General features: G+C 65.8%; 12 protein-coding genes. 9 read left to right on the top strand and 3 right to left on the bottom strand.

What is annotated here, in order from left to right:
• The first annotated feature begins 13 nt into the window (after positions 1-13).
• The 7 genes from araD1 (at position 14) to AC1MLZ_RS07425 (ending at position 10,408) form a co-directional block, all read left to right on the top strand.
• Positions 14-1,006: an AraD1 family protein gene (gene araD1, locus AC1MLZ_RS07455; protein WP_480961074.1), complete on the top strand. Its 993-nt coding sequence runs from the start codon at positions 14-16 to the stop codon at positions 1,004-1,006.
• 2 nt (positions 1,007-1,008) lie between these two features.
• Positions 1,009-1,935: a Gfo/Idh/MocA family protein gene (locus AC1MLZ_RS07450; protein WP_480961073.1), complete on the top strand. Its 927-nt coding sequence runs from the start codon at positions 1,009-1,011 to the stop codon at positions 1,933-1,935.
• A 7-nt stretch (positions 1,936-1,942) separates the two neighbouring features.
• Positions 1,943-3,511 (top strand): alpha-N-arabinofuranosidase, encoded by a 1,569-nt coding sequence (locus tag AC1MLZ_RS07445; RefSeq protein ID WP_480961072.1) that lies wholly within the window; start codon positions 1,943-1,945, stop codon positions 3,509-3,511.
• Between the two features lie 52 nt (positions 3,512-3,563).
• Positions 3,564-4,601, top strand: a complete 1,038-nt coding sequence (locus AC1MLZ_RS07440; RefSeq protein WP_480961071.1) for an arabinan endo-1,5-alpha-L-arabinosidase — start codon at positions 3,564-3,566, stop codon at positions 4,599-4,601.
• 2 nt (positions 4,602-4,603) lie between these two features.
• The gene (locus tag AC1MLZ_RS07435; RefSeq protein ID WP_480961070.1) at positions 4,604-6,046 is read left to right on the top strand and encodes a family 43 glycosylhydrolase; all 1,443 of its coding nucleotides are present in this window, start codon (positions 4,604-4,606) and stop codon (positions 6,044-6,046) included.
• A gap of 2 nt (positions 6,047-6,048) precedes the next feature.
• Positions 6,049-7,398, top strand: a complete 1,350-nt coding sequence (locus tag AC1MLZ_RS07430) for a glycoside hydrolase family 27 protein (RefSeq protein ID WP_480961069.1) — start codon at positions 6,049-6,051, stop codon at positions 7,396-7,398.
• A 118-nt stretch (positions 7,399-7,516) separates the two neighbouring features.
• Complete coding sequence (locus AC1MLZ_RS07425; protein WP_480961068.1) at positions 7,517-10,408, top strand: TonB-dependent receptor; 2,892 nt, start codon at positions 7,517-7,519, stop codon at positions 10,406-10,408.
• On the opposite strand, the gene AC1MLZ_RS07420 is transcribed toward AC1MLZ_RS07425, so the two are convergent.
• Positions 10,401-11,705 carry a sigma-54-dependent transcriptional regulator gene (locus AC1MLZ_RS07420; RefSeq protein ID WP_480961067.1) on the bottom strand — a complete coding sequence of 435 codons (1,305 nt, stop codon included), beginning with the start codon at positions 11,703-11,705 and terminating at the stop codon, positions 10,401-10,403. The two genes, AC1MLZ_RS07425 and AC1MLZ_RS07420, sit on opposite strands and share 8 nt — an antisense overlap.
• Positions 11,702-13,423, bottom strand: a complete 1,722-nt coding sequence (locus AC1MLZ_RS07415; RefSeq protein WP_480961066.1) for a sensor histidine kinase — start codon at positions 13,421-13,423, stop codon at positions 11,702-11,704. Before AC1MLZ_RS07415 ends, AC1MLZ_RS07420 begins: the two co-directional genes overlap by 4 nt.
• Before the next feature lie 298 nt (positions 13,424-13,721).
• Between AC1MLZ_RS07415 and mqo the strand changes: the two genes are divergently transcribed.
• Positions 13,722-15,446 (top strand): malate dehydrogenase (quinone), encoded by a 1,725-nt coding sequence (mqo, locus tag AC1MLZ_RS07410; RefSeq protein ID WP_480961065.1) that lies wholly within the window; start codon positions 13,722-13,724, stop codon positions 15,444-15,446.
• A 49-nt stretch (positions 15,447-15,495) separates the two neighbouring features.
• Positions 15,496-16,812, top strand: coding sequence for an NAD(P)/FAD-dependent oxidoreductase (locus AC1MLZ_RS07405; RefSeq protein WP_480961064.1), 1,317 nt, complete (start codon positions 15,496-15,498; stop codon positions 16,810-16,812).
• 91 nt (positions 16,813-16,903) lie between these two features.
• Here the strand turns inward: AC1MLZ_RS07405 and AC1MLZ_RS07400 are convergent, their stop codons facing one another.
• On the bottom strand, positions 16,904-17,782 hold the full coding sequence (locus tag AC1MLZ_RS07400; protein WP_480961063.1) for a LysR family transcriptional regulator: 879 nt from the start codon (positions 17,780-17,782) through the stop codon (positions 16,904-16,906).
• Positions 17,783-17,784 lie beyond the last annotated feature (2 nt).

Here is a 17,784-nt window from a genome sequence, read left to right as displayed (position 1 = left end):
AGGAGAGAGACTGATGACTTTGCGCCTGTTGCAGCATGTTGGTGTCGACGGCACGCGATCGGTGATCGCTGCCACTAACGAGGGGGCGGCGTTCGTGACCGGCGTCGACAGCGTCCGCGCGCTGGCCGAACGCGCGATCGCTGACGGGACCGATCTCGCCGGCGCGGTCGCAGCCTGCGGAACGGGCGACAGCGTCGATATCGCCGCCGAGCTCGCCGCTGGTCGCCTGACCTCGCCGATCGATCATGTCGATCCCGCGCACCTGATCATGACCGGTACCGGCCTGACGCATCTTGGCTCCGCCGAGGGCCGCGACAAGATGCACCGCGCCGCTGCGGATGCCGAGAAGCAGACCGATTCGATGCGGATGTTCCTCGAAGGCGTCGAAGGCGGGAAGCCGGCAGCGGGGACGCGCGGGCAACAGCCCGAATGGTTCTACAAGGGCGATGGTTCGGGACTGGTTGCGCCCGGCGCAGCGTTCGCGATGCCCGACTTCGCCGAGGATGGCGGCGAGGAGCCCGAGCTGGCCGGGATCTACCTGATCGGTCCAGACGGCACGCCGTTCCGCCTCGGCCTGTGCCTCGCCAACGAGTTCAGCGATCACGTCACCGAGCGCCACAACTACCTCTGGCTCGCGCATTCGAAGCTGCGCCAGGCGTCGCTGGGGCCAGAACTGCTGGTCGGCACGCCGCCCGAGCATATCGAGGGCGCAAGCCGCATCCACCGCGATGGCGCGCTGCTGTGGGAAAAGCCGTTCCTGTCGGGCGAGGCGAACATGTCGCACAGCATCGCCAATCTCGAAGCGCATCATTTCAAATACGACCTGTTCCGCCGTCCGGGCGACGTGCACGTCCATTTCTTCGGCACCGCGACCCTGTCGTTCGCCGACGGCGTGACGACGCGCGAAGGCGACGTGTTCGAGATCGAGGCCGCACCGTTCACGCTGCCCTTGCGCAACACGCTGACCAAGGCTGCACCGCAGCCCGTCGTCGTGAAGGCGCTCTGAACATGGCCGCCATTCGCATTGCCGTCGTCGGCATGGGCAAGATCGCACGCGACCAGCATCTCCCGTCGATCACAGGCAACGCCGAGTTCGAGTTCGTCGCGAGCGTCAGCCCGCGCGATCCTGGCGTCGAAGGAACCGCCAACTTCGAGTCTCTGGAGGCACTGCTCGCTGACGGTCCGGCGATCGACGCGATCGCGCTCTGCACCCCGCCGCAGGTGCGCTACGAGCTAGCCTCGATGGCGCTCGCCAAGCGCGTGCACGTCTTCCTCGAAAAGCCGCCCGGCGCGACGCTCGCCGAAGTCGATGCGCTCGAAGCCCAGGCTGCGGAAACCGGTACGACGCTGTTCGCCGGCTGGCATTCGCGGTTCGCAGCCGGTGTCGGGCCGGCCAAGGCGTGGCTCGCCGATCGGCAGATCGAGCGCGTGTCGATCATCTGGCGCGAGGACGTCCGCGTCTGGCATCCCGGGCAGGCATGGATCTGGGAGCCGGGCGGGCTTGGCGTGTTCGATCCGGGCATCAACGCGCTGTCGATCGCGACCGAGATCCTGCCGCAGCCGTTCTTCCTCACGTCCGCGACGCTGTCGACGCCGGCCAACCGCGCCGCGCCGATCGCCGCCGACCTGACCTTCCGTAGCGCCGCTGGCACGCCGATCACGATGGACCTCGACTGGCGCCAGACCGGCCCGCAAAGCTGGGACATCGTCGTCGAGACCGACGCCGGCACGCTCAGCCTCGCCAAGGGCGGCGCGGTGCTCACCTTGCCGAGCGGCACGGTGGACAATGACGACGAGGAATATCCGGGCCTCTATACCCGCTTCGCATCGCTGATCCGCGGCGGCCGCAGCGAAGTCGACACGACCCCGTTCACCCTCGTCGCCGACGCATTCCTGCGCGGCACTCGCAAATCCGTGGAGGCTTTCGATGATTGAGGCAAAAATGACCCGCACCCTGAAGGGCCTCGCCGCCGCGCTGCTGTTGTCGACCGCCGGCATCGGCACCGCGCAGACCGACGCGCCCGCGCCCGCTACCACCACTGCGACTGTGACCGTTCACGCGGACACGCCGGGCCCGACCTATGATCGTCGAATCTTCACGCAGTTCGCGGAACACCTCGGCACCGGCATCTATGGCGGTCTCTGGGTTGGCGAAAAATCGAAGATCCCCAACGTACGCGGCTTCCGCACCGACGTCGTCACCGCGCTGCGTGGGCTCGGCGTGCCGGTCGTGCGCTGGCCCGGCGGCTGCTTCGCCGACGAATATCACTGGCGCGAAGGGATCGGTCCCAAGGCCAAGCGCCCGGTCAAGATCAACACGCATTGGGGCGGCGTGACCGAGCCCAACACGGTCGGCACGCACGAGTTCATGGACCTCGCCGGACAGCTCGGCGCCGAGGCCTATATCGCCGGCAACGTCGGCAACGGCACGCCGCAGGAAATGGCCGAGTGGGTCGAATACATGACCTCGCCCGCCGGCACGCTGGCCGACGAACGCGCCAAGAACGGCCACAAGGCGCCCTGGGCGGTGCCGTATTTCGGCGTCGGCAACGAGCTGTGGGGCTGTGGTGGCAACATGCGCCCGGAATATGCCGCCGACCTGACGCGGCGTTATGCCACTTTCATTAAGGCGCCCAAGGATACGCGCGTGATGAAGATCGCAAGCGGCGCCAACGTCGACGACTATCACTGGACCGAGACGATGGCGCGCGAGCTGGTCGGCAAGGTCGATGCGCTGTCGCTGCATTACTACACCGTCCCCGGCGGCTGGCCGCCGCGTGCGTCCGCGACCGTGTTCGACGAGCGTGGCTGGGCCGAGACGCTGTCCGAGACGCTCAAGATGGACGAGCTGATCACCAAGCATTCCGCGATCATGGACAAGGTCGATCCGAAGAAGACGATGTGGCTCGCGGTCGACGAATGGGGCACGTGGTATGCGGGCGATCCGGGTACGAACCCGGGCTTCCTGCGTCAGCAGAACACGCTGCGTGATGCTCTGGTGACCGCGATCAATCTCAACATCTTTGCGAAGCACGCCGACCGCGTGAAGATGACCGCGATCGCGCAGATGGTGAACGTGCTGCAGGCGATGATCCTGACCGACGGCAGCAAGATGGTGCTGACGCCGACCTATCACGTGTTCGCGATGTACAAGCCGTACATGGACGGCACCGTCCTGCCGATCGACATCAAGTCGCCCTGGTACAACAAGGACCAGTGGACGATGCCGTCGGTCAGCGCCTCGGCGGTGCGTGGCAAGGATGGCGTGGTGCGGATCGCGCTCTCGAACCTCGATCCGAACAAGCCCACCAGCGTCTCCGCAGCGCTGCCGGGCGTGACCGCGCAGACCGTCACCGGGCAGGTGCTGACTGCGCCGACGATGACCGCGCTCAACACCTTCGAGGCGCCCAATGCGGTCGCACCGACGGCGTTCAACGGCGCGCGGCTGAGCGGCGGCACGCTGTCGGTGACGCTGCCGCCAATGTCGGTGGTGATGCTCGAACTGAAATGATCGTGGACGCCCGCCGGAGCAACCGGCGGGCGCACAAACCGGGAGAGAGACGATGGCCGCACCACGATGGGCGACCGGACTGATCGCGCTTACGCTCCCGACTAGCGTGATGGCGCAAGCCGCGGAGGCGCCACCGACACGCGGTGCCCTCAACGCCAGCCTGACGGGCGACATCGCGCCGGTCCATGATCCGGTGATGATCCGCGCAGGCGACACCTATTACGTCTACGGCACCGGGCTCGATGGCCAGATGCTGAGCGCCCGGACCTCGCCCGATCTGGTCCACTGGACCGCGGGCACGCCGCCGCTGTCGCGCCTGCCCGACTGGGCGACCAAGGCGGTGCCAGGCACCAAGGGGATGTGGGCGCCGGACATTTCGCGGGGCACCGACGGTCGCTACCGGCTCTATTACTCGGTCTCGACGTTCGGCTCGAACCGCTCGGCGATCGGCCTTGCGACCAGCCCGACGCTCGATCCCAAGGCCCCCGGCTATGGCTGGCGCGACGAGGGGCTGGTGGTGATGTCCACGGCCAAGGACGATTTCAACGCGATCGATCCCAACCACGTCGTCGATGCGCAGGGCCGCGAATGGCTGTCGCTCGGCAGCTTCTGGACCGGGATCAAGCTGTTCGCGCTGAACCCCAGGACCGGCAAGCTGCTCGACCCCGCAGCAAAGCCCCACGCGATCGCGCGCCGTCCCGCACCCGCCGGCGGACCCGCTCCGGTCGAGGCGCCGTTCATCATCGGCCATGGTGGCTATTACTGGCTGCTCGCGAGCTACGACTATTGCTGCAAGGGCGTGAACAGCACCTATTACACCGTCGTCGGCCGATCGAAGGCGATCACCGGACCGTATCTCGGCAAGGACGGCAGCGCGATGATGAACGGTGGCGGGACGATCTTCCTGCGTGCCGATCTCCAGGAGCAGCAACGCTTTCGCGGCCCCGGCCATCCCGGCGTGATGCACGACACCGACGGCAAGGATTACGTCGTCTACCACGCATACGACCGGACGAAGAATGGCGCGCCGACGTTGCGGATCGCCCCAATAAACTGGGGCGCCGATGGCTGGCCCGTAGCGGAGTATTGACGATGACCGAACTGAACCGCCGCCTGTTCCTCGCCGGCGCCACCGCCGCATCGGCCAGCGGCGCGATCGCGCGACTGCCCGGCGGCACCCCCGCCGCCGTCCCGGTGCCGAGCAACCCCGTCGTCCGCCAGCGCGCGGATGCGCAGGTGTTTCGCCACACCGATGGCTATTATTACCTGACCGGGTCGGTGCCCGAGTACGACCGGCTGGTGCTGCGGCGTTCGCGCACGCTCGCCGGGCTGACGACCGCGCGCGAGCAGGTGCTGTGGCGGCACCTGGCGAGCGGTCCGCTGTCAGGCTTCATCTGGGCGCCCGAACTGCACCTGATCGACGGCCGCTGGATCATGTATTTCGCGGCGGGCCCAAGCGGCGGTGGCGAGGACGTGTTCCGCATCCGCACCTATGCGCTGGTCGCCGACGGTCCCGATCCGATGACCGCGCGCTGGTCGGTGCTGGGCCAGCTCAAGACGCCGTGGGACAGCTTCAACCTCGATTCGACCTCGTTCGTCCACCGTGGCACGCGCTATCTATGCTGGGCACAGCGCGAGCCGGGGCTCGAGACCAACAGCAACCTGTATCTTGCCCCGCTCGCCACGCCGATCACGCTCGCCACGCCGCCGATCCGGATCGCGGTGCCGACGCTCGACTGGGAAATCCAGGGCTACAAGGTCGCCGAGGCACCGGCGCTGCTGGCGCGTAACGGCAAGCTGTTCATCACCTATTCGGCGAGCGCGACCGACGCACGCTACTGCCTCGGCCTGCTGACCGCGGACGCCAATGCGGACATCATGAAGGCGGATTCCTGGACGAAATCGCCCAAGCCGGTGTTCGTCTCGTCGTCGGTGACGGGCGTCTATGGCCCCGGCCACAACAGCTTCACGGTCGACGAACGGGGCCGTGACGTCCTCGTCTATCACGGCCGCGACTATGCCGCGATCAAGGGCGATCCGTTGTTGGACCCGAACCGCCACACCCGGATGCAGCGGCTGTATTACACCGCCGACGGCACGCCCGATTTCGGCATCCCAGTCGGCAACGGACCGGTGCCCGACCGGTTCTCGCTGGCCAGTGACAAGACCGCCTTCCTCCGTCACGACGGCGACAGCGTATCGGTCGGCCGTGGCGACATCGCGTCCAGCCAGTTCCGGCAAATGCCGGGCCTAGCGGGCAGGGGCAGCGTCTCGCTCGTGCCGATCGATGCGCCCGATCGCTATCTGGTCGCGCAAGCAAACGGACGGATCGCTCTCGCGCCCAAGGATGCGAGCCGAGCCTTCGCCGAACGCGCGAGCTTCCTGCCGCAGCCGGGCCTGAGCAACGCCAAGGGCATAACTTTCGCCGCGCTCGGCAAGCCCGGCATGGTCTTGCGCCACACCGGCGCGGGCCTCACGCTCGGAGCGGCGACGCGCCCCGCCGATCGTGTCTCCGCGACGTTCCTGGTAAGCTGAGGATGGCGCTGTCGCTCGACCGCCGCACGCTGCTCACCGGCACCTTGGCGGCCAGCGCGATCGGTGCCGCGGGGACGGCGCGTACGAAGGACGCACCGCGCCTTCTCGCGCCGACCCCGCCAATGGGCTGGAACAGCTGGAACAGTTTCGCGACGACGATCACCGAGGCGCAGGCGATCGAGACCGCGGCGATCATGGCGGAAAAGCTGCTGCCGTCGGGCTATGATATCTTCACCGTCGATATCCAGTGGTACGAGCCGGGGGCAAGCAGCTACACCTACGCGGCCAAGCCTACGCCGACGATAGACGGTTACGGCCGGTTGCTGCCCGCGCCGAACCGGTTCCCGTCCAGCGCCGGCGGCAAGGGCTTCCGCCCGCTTGCCGACCGCGTCCACGCGCTCGGCCTGCGGTTCGGCATCCACCTGATGCGCGGCATTCCGCGGCTGGCGGTGGAGCGCAACCTGCCGGTGTTCGGGACGAAATACCGCGCCCGCGACATCGCCGACACCGCCAGCATCTGTGCTTGGAACCCGGACATGTACGGCGTCGACATGCGCAAGCCGGGCGCGCAGGCCTATTACGACAGCGTGTTCGCGCTCTACGCATCCTGGGGCGTCGATCTGGTCAAGATGGACGACATGAGCCGTCCCTATGACGCGCACGCCCCCGAGATCGAGGGCGCGCATGCCGCGATCGTCGCGACCGGCCGCCCGATCATCCTCAGCCTATCGCCCGGGGAAACGCCGGTCGCCCGCGCCGATCACGTCCGCCGTTTCGCGCAGATGTGGCGGATCAGCGACGATTTCTGGGACGAATGGCCGTTGCTCGAAGCGCAGTTCACCCGGCTGGAGAACTGGAACGCGCACCGCGTACCCGGCGGCTGGCCCGACGCGGACATGCTGCCGCTCGGTCGCCTGGCGCTCGGTGCGCGCGATACCAAGTTCACGCCCGACGAACAGCGCACGCTGATGACCCTCTGGTCGATCGCGCGCTCGCCGCTGATCATGGGCGGTGACCTGCGTCATCTCGACCGCCCGACGCTCGACCTTCTCACCAATCCCGAGGTGATCGCGGTCAACCAGACGAGCTACGACAACCAGCCGCATTTCGTCGCCGATGGCATTCGGGTCTGGTCGGCGCGCGTGCCGGGATCGAAGGACCGCTATCTCGCGCTGTTCAACACAGACAAGATCGCGCGAACGGTGCCGGTTAACCTGGCGATGCTTGGACTGAAAGGGCCGGTCGGTGTGCGAGATCTTTGGGCACGGCGCGATCTCAGTGCCGTATCACATTTGCTGAAAGAGACCTTGGCGCCGCACGGGGCTGCGCTCTACCGCCTGATGCCAGCCTGATCGTTTGTTGGTGATCGCCAATAATTAGGACTTGCATCGGCACGACGGCCGTCATAGCAAATGTCCGAGTAATAACCGGTTGATTACAGACCGGATGGACGCGCTAGGGAGAGGCCGCATGGCGATGAAACCGTTGATTTTGTGTTCCGCATCGATCGTAGCACTCATGCTTGGCGCGCCGGTTTATGCGCAGGCCGTGCCGACCACGCCGCAGGATCAGCCTGACGTCCCTGCCACCGGCACGCCCGCCCGAACCGATGCCACCGCCGCTCAGGATGTCCAGGCAACCGACCAGACCGACGAGGATATCGTCGTCACCGGCGTCCGCGCCTCGATCGTCGGCGCGCTGAACGTCCGCAAGAATTCGATCCAGATCGTCGATTCGATCGTCTCGGAAGACGTCGGCAAGCTGCCCGACAACAACGTCGTCGAGGCGCTCCAGCGCGTCACCGGCATTCAGGTCACTGATCGTGCCGGCGGCGAAGCGGCGACGATCACCATCCGAGGTCTGACCGATCCGTTGACGACGCTGAACGGGCGCAACATCTTCACCGCGGCCGGCACGTCCTTCGCCCTGCAGGATATCTCGGCGAACCTCGTCAAGCAGGTGGACGTCTACAAGACCCGCTCGGCCGACCAGCTGGAAACGGGCTTGGCCGGGCAGATCGACGTGCAGACCCGGCGCCCGCTCGATTTCGACGGCTTCACGATATCGGGCCTCGCACGCGGGCTCTATTCGGAACTCGCTGACAAGGTGAACCCAAACGCCGCGCTGCTGGTCAGCGACCGTTGGGAAACCGGCATCGGCGATATCGGTCTGCTCGTGAACGGCAGCTACACGCGCGCCGAATACCGCAACCAGAATTTGCAGGCCGGCGCAATCGTGCCGTTCGCAACGGAAAACCCGACGGCGGGTTCGGGCCTTACCCCGCTGCAGCGGATCTTCCCGGGTGACAGGAACCAGAACTGGACGCCGGGCCTGGATGCTGGCCTGCCTACCGCGCCGGGTTCCACGCTCAACATCAACGGCGTCGATACGCCGTATTATCTGTCGAGGGACGCGGTCATCGCGTCCGATCTTTACGGCAAGCGCGACCGTCGCGCGGTCAACGCCGCGCTGCAATGGGCGCCCAACGATCGTTCGGCCTACACCGCGGAAGTCTTCTACACCGGCTTCAAGGGCAAGACGTTCAACAGCCTGAACTTCAGCTTCGTCGACTGGTGGGGCGACCTGCCGGCCAATCCGGGGTCGAGCTTCGAGCTGTTCGACGGGACGAACATCATCAAGTCGCGTCAGGCCGGATCGGTCGCGGGGTTCAACAGCGGCGACACTTCCACCAGCAAGACCGACAGCTATGTCTATGCGCTGAACGCCAAGTGGGACGTGGGCGACCGCGGCAAGATCTCGGCCGACATTACGTATCAGGACAGCAAGAACGAGACCTCGTTCTTCGCCATCCGCACGGATCGCGGGCCGCTCGACATCGACGTGGACTTCAACGCGGGCGGTGGGCTGCCGTCTTACAGCTTCGGCAATCAGGCCGTGCTGACCGACGCGACGGCATGGACGATCGGCAACCTGTTCGACAGCGGTACCAAGAATACCGGCAGCGCGCTGACGATGATGCTCGATGGCGAATATTCATGGGCCGACGGCTTCCTGCGCCGCATCAAGTCGGGCTTCCGCTTCGACGACCGCAAGGCTGACAATTATGTGCGCGATCAGGGCGCGGGAGGGCTGGGCACCACGCTGGCAGCCTTCGGTGAGGGCACGCCCTTCACCAACAGCGGCTTCTTCGGCGGTCGGGCAGACATTCCCACGAGCTGGGTGCAGGCCGATCCGCGCACCATGGACCGGGATGCCGTCCGTACCCTGTATCGTTCCGTGGCGCCCGGCCTGTTGCTCTCCGATCAGCTGAGCTTCGGCCAGGTGTTCGGCATCACGGAAAAGAACCTGGCTGCCTATGCGCTTGCCGATGGCGAAGTCAGCATCTTCGGACGTCCACTGCAGCTTCAGGCAGGCGTGCGGTATGTGGCGATCGACACCGATTATGACTATTTCGATCGCGGTGCCAACTTTGCCCGGACGAGCGTGTCCAACGGTTCGGAGAAGTGGCTGCCCTCGTTCACGGCGCGCTATGCGATCACGGATAATCTGCGCATCCGCTTCAACTATGGCGAAACGCTCCGGCGTCCCAGTTTCGGTGATCTGAACCCCAATCGAGTGCTCACGGGCGACTTGTCGCGCATCGGCTTCGGTTCGGGCACTTCGGGAACGGCAAACCTAACCCCGACGCATTCGAAGAATATCGATCTGGCGGTCGAATGGTACTTCGAACGCAACAGTGCGATCTATGTGACGGCGTTCCGTCGTGAGATCGACGGGTTGGTCGTGCCGCTTACGGTGCGTGAATCGATCCCGAACAACTATCTGCCGCGCAACGAGACCTATACCGAATCGTTCAACATCACCCGTCCGGTGAACGCTTCGGACGGCGTGCTGAAGGGTGTCGAACTGGGCCTGACCTATTTCCCGACCTACCTGCCCGGTCCTCTGAACGGGCTCGGTGTCACGGGCAGCGCTACGATCCTGGATTCCGAACAGACCATCCCGGTTACCAACGCTGCCGGCGAGATCACGGGATCGACGAAGTCGGCGTTCTTCGGCGTATCGAAACTGTCGTACAATGCGACGCTGGCCTACGACAACGGGCCGATTGGCGCGCGTCTGTCGTACGTCTGGCGCAAGGGCTTCCTGCAGAGCAACGAAGCCCGGTCGTTCGCCAATCCGATCGGCTTTTGGCGCGCCCCGGAAAAGAGCCTGGACTTCCAGCTTACCTTGAACGTGAACAAGGATATCGGCTTGACCTTCGACGCGGTGAACCTGACCAAGGCAAAGCAGCAGAACTATTACAAGTTCGGCGATGTCGGTAACCCCGAGCAGTTCAACTCCAGTACGCTGCTGATCGACCGCACCTTCGCCATCGGTGCGCGCTACACGTTCAAGTGACCAGGCGGTCCCGCATCTGTCGACGTAAGGCGCGCAAATCGATTCCGAGGCGTTTGACGCGGTAGTAGAACGTCTTCCGCGGAAGCTGGAGACGGTCGATCACCGCCGCGATTTCGCCATCGGTGGAGGCGATCGCCTCCAGGATCGCCGCCCGCTCGAACGCGTCGAGCCGCGCCGACAACGACTCCCCGCCAGTGTCGACCGGCACCGCCTCGTCCTCCAGTCCGAGGCAGATCCGTTCCGCCGTCTTCTCCAGCTCCAGCACGTTTCCCGGCCACGCCCGATCCGCCAGCCGGTGTGCATGTTCCGCCAGACGCGGGACGGCGCAATCATGCTGCTTCGCCGCGCGTCCCATGAAGTGTGCCGCGAGCAGGGGGATATCGGCCTTGCGCTCCGAGAGCGGCGGCATCCGCAACGGTACGTCGGCGAGCAGGTGAAACAGTGCGGGGTTGACCTGTGCGCGGTGCGCTTCGTCGATCGATGCGATGATCCTGACGTCGACGGGGTCCGGATCATGACCTTCCAGCCCGACCGCGCGCGCCTCGGCAAAGCGGATCAGTTGATCCTGAAGGCTGGTTTCCGCGCGGTGCAGGTTATGGAGAAACACGGTGCCACGATTGGCGCGCGCGATGACCCCGTTGCGCGCGAACAGCTCCCGTTCGAGCGAGGGCAGGGTGACGGTCGCGCAGTCAATCTTGAGGAAACGATGTCGAGACCGGCGTCCGGCGCGGTGGACAAGGCGCGCGAAATGCTCGCGTCCCGTACCGAACTGCCCCTCGATCACCAGGTCCAGCGCGGCATCCGCCAGCATCGGGATCATCCCCCGTAGCCGACTGATCGCCGCCGTATCGCCGATCAGCGCGCCGCCGGCCTCCGCATCGCTCGCGGCCCGAAGGCGACGGTTCTCCAATGCCAGGCCCCGTGCTTTCACTGCACGCGCTATTGCCGCGACGAGCGCTTCCGGATCGAAGGGCTTGGTCAGGAAATCCCACGCCCCGCCGCGGATCGCGCCGACCGCCATCGCGACGTCGCCGTGTCCCGTGACCAGGACGACGGCGAGTTCGGGATCACGGTCGTGCAGGATCCCGAACAGCTCGATCCCCGACATGCCGGGCATCCTCACATCCGTGACGACGACGCCCGGAAAGTCGACGTCGATCGCGGCAAGCGCGGTCGTCGCGTCGGCGAACGCGCGCACATCGAACCCGTTGAGCGACAGGAACTGCGCCGTCGCATCGCGCAGGTCCTCATCGTCATCGACCAGCGCGACGATAGGCATTGGTTCGGCTTTGGTCATGCGCGGCGGATCCCGATCTCGAAACACGCGCCTGAGTCCGACGGACGCAGCCGGAGCGACCCTCCCAGCTCGCTCATGATGTCATGCGCGATGACCAGCCCCAGTCCCAATCCCTCCGCACGACTGGTCACGAACGGGGTGAACAGCCGCGCCGCGATGTCCGGCGCGATACCGGGTCCCGAATCCGTTACGGTCAATCGCACGACCGCGGACTGCTCGACGAGGGCGACCCCAATCCGTCGTATCGGGCAGTCGGCCAGTGCCTCCGCGGCGTTCTGCAGCAGGATGACGAGCACCTGTTCCAGCTGCACCTCGCGTCCGATCACCGCCAAGCCCAGCGGGATCGGCGGAAGATCGAGCGTGATCCCGCGCAACTGCTCCTTGAGGATCAGCAGCGTCCCGTCGATGATGTCCGTGACCAACACCGGCCCGATGGTGCCGGACTGGCGGCTGGAGAACCCGCGCAACTGAGCCGTGACGGTGCCGATGCGTTCCGCCAACCGACCGATCGTCGTCAGATTGGCCCGCACGTCCTCCAGCGCGCCGCGATCGAGCAGCGTCGCGCTCGACAACGCATAGGTGCGGATCGCAGCGACGGGCTGCGCGGTTTCGTGGGCGACGCTTGCCGTGATCTGACCGAGTGCAGCCAGACGGTTGGCCTGGAGCAACCCCTCCCGAAGTTCAGCTGCGCGCGCTTCGGTGTCTTCTCGCTGCTCCATTTCGCGACGAAGCTCGACGGTGCGCTGGGCAACCAGGACCTCCAGATCGTCGGTGCGTCGGCGTGCGGCCGTGACGCGCTGATGGAAGACCCAGGCGATTGCCGCGATCGCGATCGTCGCCAGTGCGGCGATCAGCGCGGCATCGCGTCGGGCAGATGATACGGCCTCGTCGATCGGTCGAAGCACGGTCAATCGCCATCCAGGCTGGCTCGTCACCACATCCTGCGCGACGAACGTCGATTCCGCGCTCACGAACAGGTCCTCCGCCGGGCACCGCATGAGCGGCAACAGCGCCAAGATCCACCGCGCTGCCTGATTATCGGGGCAAAAGCGGGACCCGTCCGACGAGGGCCGAGCGTGAATGGTGTTAAAGCGCCAGTCCGGTCGGCTGGTGACGACGACCATTCCCCGCGCATCGCGCACCAGCGAAATGCCGCCGGCGCGCGCCCATGCCCGTTCGATCCGGTCGAATTCCAGCTTGATGACGATCGCGCCCAGCGCCCCGGTGCGCTGTGCCAGATAAAGGCCGGGGCGGCGACTGACTGTGCCGAGCGCATATTGGCTACCCTGTCCGCGCGCCAGTGCCTCCCGAAAATAGGGGCGGGAACGATAGTCCGCGCCGACGAAGCTTCGCGGCGATCGCCAGTTGCTCGCCGCGATCGCCATACCGGCCGGTCCGACGACGTAGATGGCAGGCGCGCCAGTAACACCCGCCAGTGCCTCGAGCTTGAGGTTGAGCGCCTGTCGGGCAGCGGCCGTTCCGCTGCTTGCCGCGATCACATCACGGTCGTCTGCCAGGGACAGCGGCAGCAACTTGAACCGCGCGATTTCGCTGTCGAGCAGCACGGCACGCAGCCGCGCATCGACATGGGCCTGCGCGCGCAGCACCTGGATCGCGCGACGTTCCGCTACTGTCCCCGCAATAACCGCGACCGCAACGGACGCGATCATCGTGGCGATCAGCCACTGCCAGCCGATCGATGGCCATCCCCGCATCATTGGCCGGAGATAGTCTCATCGTGCAAAGATGCAACTTTTGGCACTTATCGGCGACACGCGATCCCAATTTGTGCACGATATTGACTTAAGTTGTCGCGGGTATGGCAATAATGTGCAGCTATTCCAATAGCCTATTGGGCTTCGAACTTTTTCGATGGTCCGCGATCCAACAGGGGCCACATGGGCTGTAGCTACTCATTTGCGCGAAGGTCGCGCTGAAGGCGTCGCACATGGACCGGCACGACAACGCCGTTGACGATCCTCGCATGCATTACGCCGGGCAAGAGAAAGGAACGTCATGTTAGATGGATCGAGCGTCGGCCAAGTCGGCCCAGAGACCTCCGAAACGCCGTCCGAGACCGCGCGCGGCGTGACCCGGCGCGGCCTGATGGGATCGGCGATCGTGGCAGGTTCCGCTGCGATCCTTCCCCTGGCGCAGGCGGACGGTGCAGCGGCAGAGCGGAAGGTGGATGTCCTCGTGATCGGCGGTGGCATCATGAGCGCCACGCTCGCCGTGCTGTTGCGGCAACTCGAGCCGAGCTGGACCATCGAGATGGCCGAGCGGCTGGACAAGGTCGCCGAGGAAAGCTCCAACGGCTGGAACAACGCCGGTACGGGCCATTCCGCGCTCTGCGAGCTGAATTACACGCCGACGAACAAGAAGGACGGGCTGGTCGAGATCGAGAAGGCGATCGACATCAACGAACAGTTCCAGGTCACGCGCCAGTTCCTGAGCCATCAAGTGAAGGCCGGCATGCTGAACAATCCGCGGTCGTTCATCAATTCGACGCCGCACATGAACCTGGTGTGGGGGGATGCGAACATCGCCTTCCTGCGCAAGCGGCACGCGGCACTGAGTGCGAGCCCGCTGTTCTCCGGCATGGAATTCTCGACCGATCGGAAGCAGATCGCCGAGTGGATTCCGCTGATGATGCAGGGCCGCGATCCTGCAATGAAGCTGGCGGCCACGCGTGCCTCGCTCGGCACGGATTGCAACTGGGGCGAGGTCACGCGGCAGTATATCGCGTCGCTCCAGAAGCAGCCCGGCTTCGCGCTGAGCACGGGCAAGGAAGTGCGCGATCTGGAGCGCAATCCGGACGGCACGTGGCGCGTGACCTACCGCGACATGAAGAGCGACGAGAAGCAGATCGTGACCGCACGCTTCGTGTTTGCGGGCGCGGGCGGCGGCGCACTGCCTATCCTGCAGAAGTCGGGCATTCCCGAAGCGGACGATTATGCCGGCTTCCCGGTCGGTGGGTCGTTCCTCGTCACCGACAAGCCTGATGTCGCGACGCGTCACCTTGCCAAGGTCTACGGCAAGGCGGCGGTCGGATCGCCGCCGATGTCCGTGCCGCATCTCGACACGCGCTATCTCGACGGCAAGCAGGCGTTGCTGTTCGGCCCGTTCGCGACCTTCTCGACGAAGTTCCTGAAGGAAGGGTCGTATTTCGATCTGCCCGCATCGGTGACGATCGACAATTTCCGGCCGATGGTCGCAGTGGGCTGGGACGATTTCGAACTGGTCGAGTATCTGGCGGGTCAGCTCATCATGACCGACGCAGACCGGATGACGGCGCTGCGCGAATATTTTCCGGGTGCCAAGGAGGGCGACTGGCGGCTGTGGCAGGCGGGGCAGCGCGTCCAGATCATCAAGCGCGATCCCCAAAAGGGCGGCGTGCTGAAGCTCGGGACCGAACTCGTCGCATCGAAGGACAAGTCGATCGCCGCGTTGCTCGGCGCATCGCCGGGCGCCTCGACCGCGCCCTCGATCATGCTGAACCTGCTGAAGACGATCTTCCCGAACCACCTGGCTACGCCGGCATGGCAGGCCAAGATTCGCGAGATCGTACCGAGCTATGGCATCGCGTTGAACGATCATCCCGAACTGCTGGCGCAGCATTGGGGATCGACGGCGGCCACGCTTCAGCTTGCCGCGCCGTCGCCTGCGGTCCACGTCGCCACGACGCCAAAGCCGGCGGCGACGCGGGTCAAGGTCGCTCGCGATCCCGATCTGGCGCTTTGAACGACGCGTCGACGGGGCGATCCGGCCGGTCTTACGAAGGTAGCGCATCATGACTGGCAGCAAGATCCAGATCGTCATCGTCGGTGGCGGTGCGGCGGGTCTCGAACTCGCGACCCGGCTGGGTGCGCGCTACGGGCGCAAGCGGCACGACATCATCGTCGTCGACCGCAACCGCACGCACATCTGGAAGCCGCTGCTGCATGAGGTCGCGACCGGGTCGCTCGACGCCAACATGGACGAGGTGGGCTATCGCAGCCACTGCCACCGTTGGGGCTATCGCTTCTTCTACGGCGTGCTCGACTCGATCGACCGTACCGCGCGCCAGGTCCACCTCGCGCCGGTGGTCGGCGATGACGGACGCGAGGTGATCGCCGCGCACAGCATCCGCTACGATTATCTGGTGCTCGCCTATGGTTCGGTGACCAACGATTTCGGCACGCCCGGCGTCGCCGAGAACTGCACCTTCCTCGACAGCCGCGCGCAGGCCGACCGGTTCCGCGATCGCCTGCTCGACCAGTGCCTCCGCGTATCGCGCACCATGACCACGAACCCTGCAAGCGACGCCCGCGTCCGCGTGGCGATCGTCGGCGGCGGCGCCACCGGCGTCGAACTCTCCGCTGAACTCTTCAACGCCGCCGCCGCCCTCGGCTATTACGGGCTCGAGGTTTTCGACGGCAGCCGTCTCGACGTGACGCTGATCGAGGCCGGCCCGCGCATCCTTCCCGCCTTGCCCGAACGGCTGGCGGAGGCCGCGCAACGCGAACTCGAAGCCCTGGGCGTGCGCGTCCTCACCAACACGCCTGTCACCGCATCCGACCGCAACGGCATGACTACCGGCTCGGGTGACCGTATCGACGCCGATCTTCAAGTCTGGGCGGCGGGCGTGAAGGCGGCAGCTGTCCGCGGCGGTCTCGACGGTCTCGAACTGTCGCGCAGTGGCCAGATCGTCGTGACGTCGACGCTGCAGACCGTCGTCGACGACCGCGTCTTTGCGATGGGGGACTGCGCGTCATGCCTGTTGCCGGGACGCGATCGACCGGTACCGCCCCGCGCGCAGGCCGCGCACCAGATGGCTGCGGCGGTGTACGACAATCTCAATCGGCTGATGAGCGGAAAGCCGCCGCGTCCGTTCGTCTACAAGGATCACGGGTCGCTGGTATCGCTCAGCCGTTTCTCGACCGTCGGCACGCTGATGGGCAATCTCGTCGGCGGCAAGCTTGCGGTCGAGGGTCGGGTTGCGCGGTTCGTGTATCTGTCGCTGTACCGGATGCACCTGATCGCGATCCACGGATGGCTCAAGGGCACCGCGCTGATCATGGTCGGTCACGTCAACAAGATCGTCAGGCCCAGCCTCAAGCTTCACTGATCGCGACGTTTCAGTTCCGCCGAACAGTTCCCAGGCGCCACGTTGGACATGCGTGGCGCAGGCGATGGCCGTGCGACATCAGGTGGTGGCGTCAGGGTGACTCGTCGGGATGAACGGCCGCGATCAGCGCGGCAATCGTCGGCGATTTCAGGAGGTCCTGCGGGTCGGCGTGGGGTGCGAAGACGAGGCCTATGTCGCGCGTGAAGTCGAAGCCGTCGAGGTGCGCGTGGACGACGCCCGGCTCGCCGAAGCAGTCGGGCATCACGGTAACGCCCAGGCCGGCGCGGACATAGCTGAGCGCCTTGTCGTCGCTGGTGGTGCGCGAGGCGAAGACAGGGCGGACGCCGCGCGTGGTGAAAAAGCGGCTGGTCTCGGGCAGGAGTTCGCAGTGGCGGCGGACGATCATCGGATCGTTGCCGAGCTCCTCCGCGCGTATCACGTCGCGACCGGCAAGCGGGTGCGACACGCCTAGCGCAAGGCTGTAGCCTTCGGTGAAGAGGCGTTGGCTGGCATAGTCGTCACCATCGCGCAGCAGCATCAGCGCGACGTCGATCCGGCCGCGCGCGAGCCGCTCGCGCAGGTCGCGCTCCTTGCCCTCGACGATCTCGATCTGGCTGCCCGCGCCGCGCGATCGGTGCTCGCGCAGGAAATCCTCGATCCAGCGACGCGGCGTCGTCGCCAGCACGCCGAGCCGCAGCGTCTGCTGGGTCGGCGTGCCTATCACCTCGCGCTCGGCAGCGGCGAAGGTCGCCTCGATCGTGCGGGCATGGGACACGAGCCGCGCACCGGCATCGGTCAGCGCGACGCGCCGGTTGCTGCGATTGAACAGCGGGTGGCCCAGCGCGGTTTCTAGCTTGGCGATCCCGACCGACAAGGTAGGCTGCGACACGTTGCAGGCGGCGGCCGCCCGGGAGAAATTGCCGGTGTCGATGACGGACAGGAAATATCGCAAATGATAGCGATCGATCATAG

This window comes from Sphingomonas sp. PEI4 (genome assembly GCF_056679955.1).
This window is presented reverse-complemented; position numbering and strand designations above follow the sequence as displayed.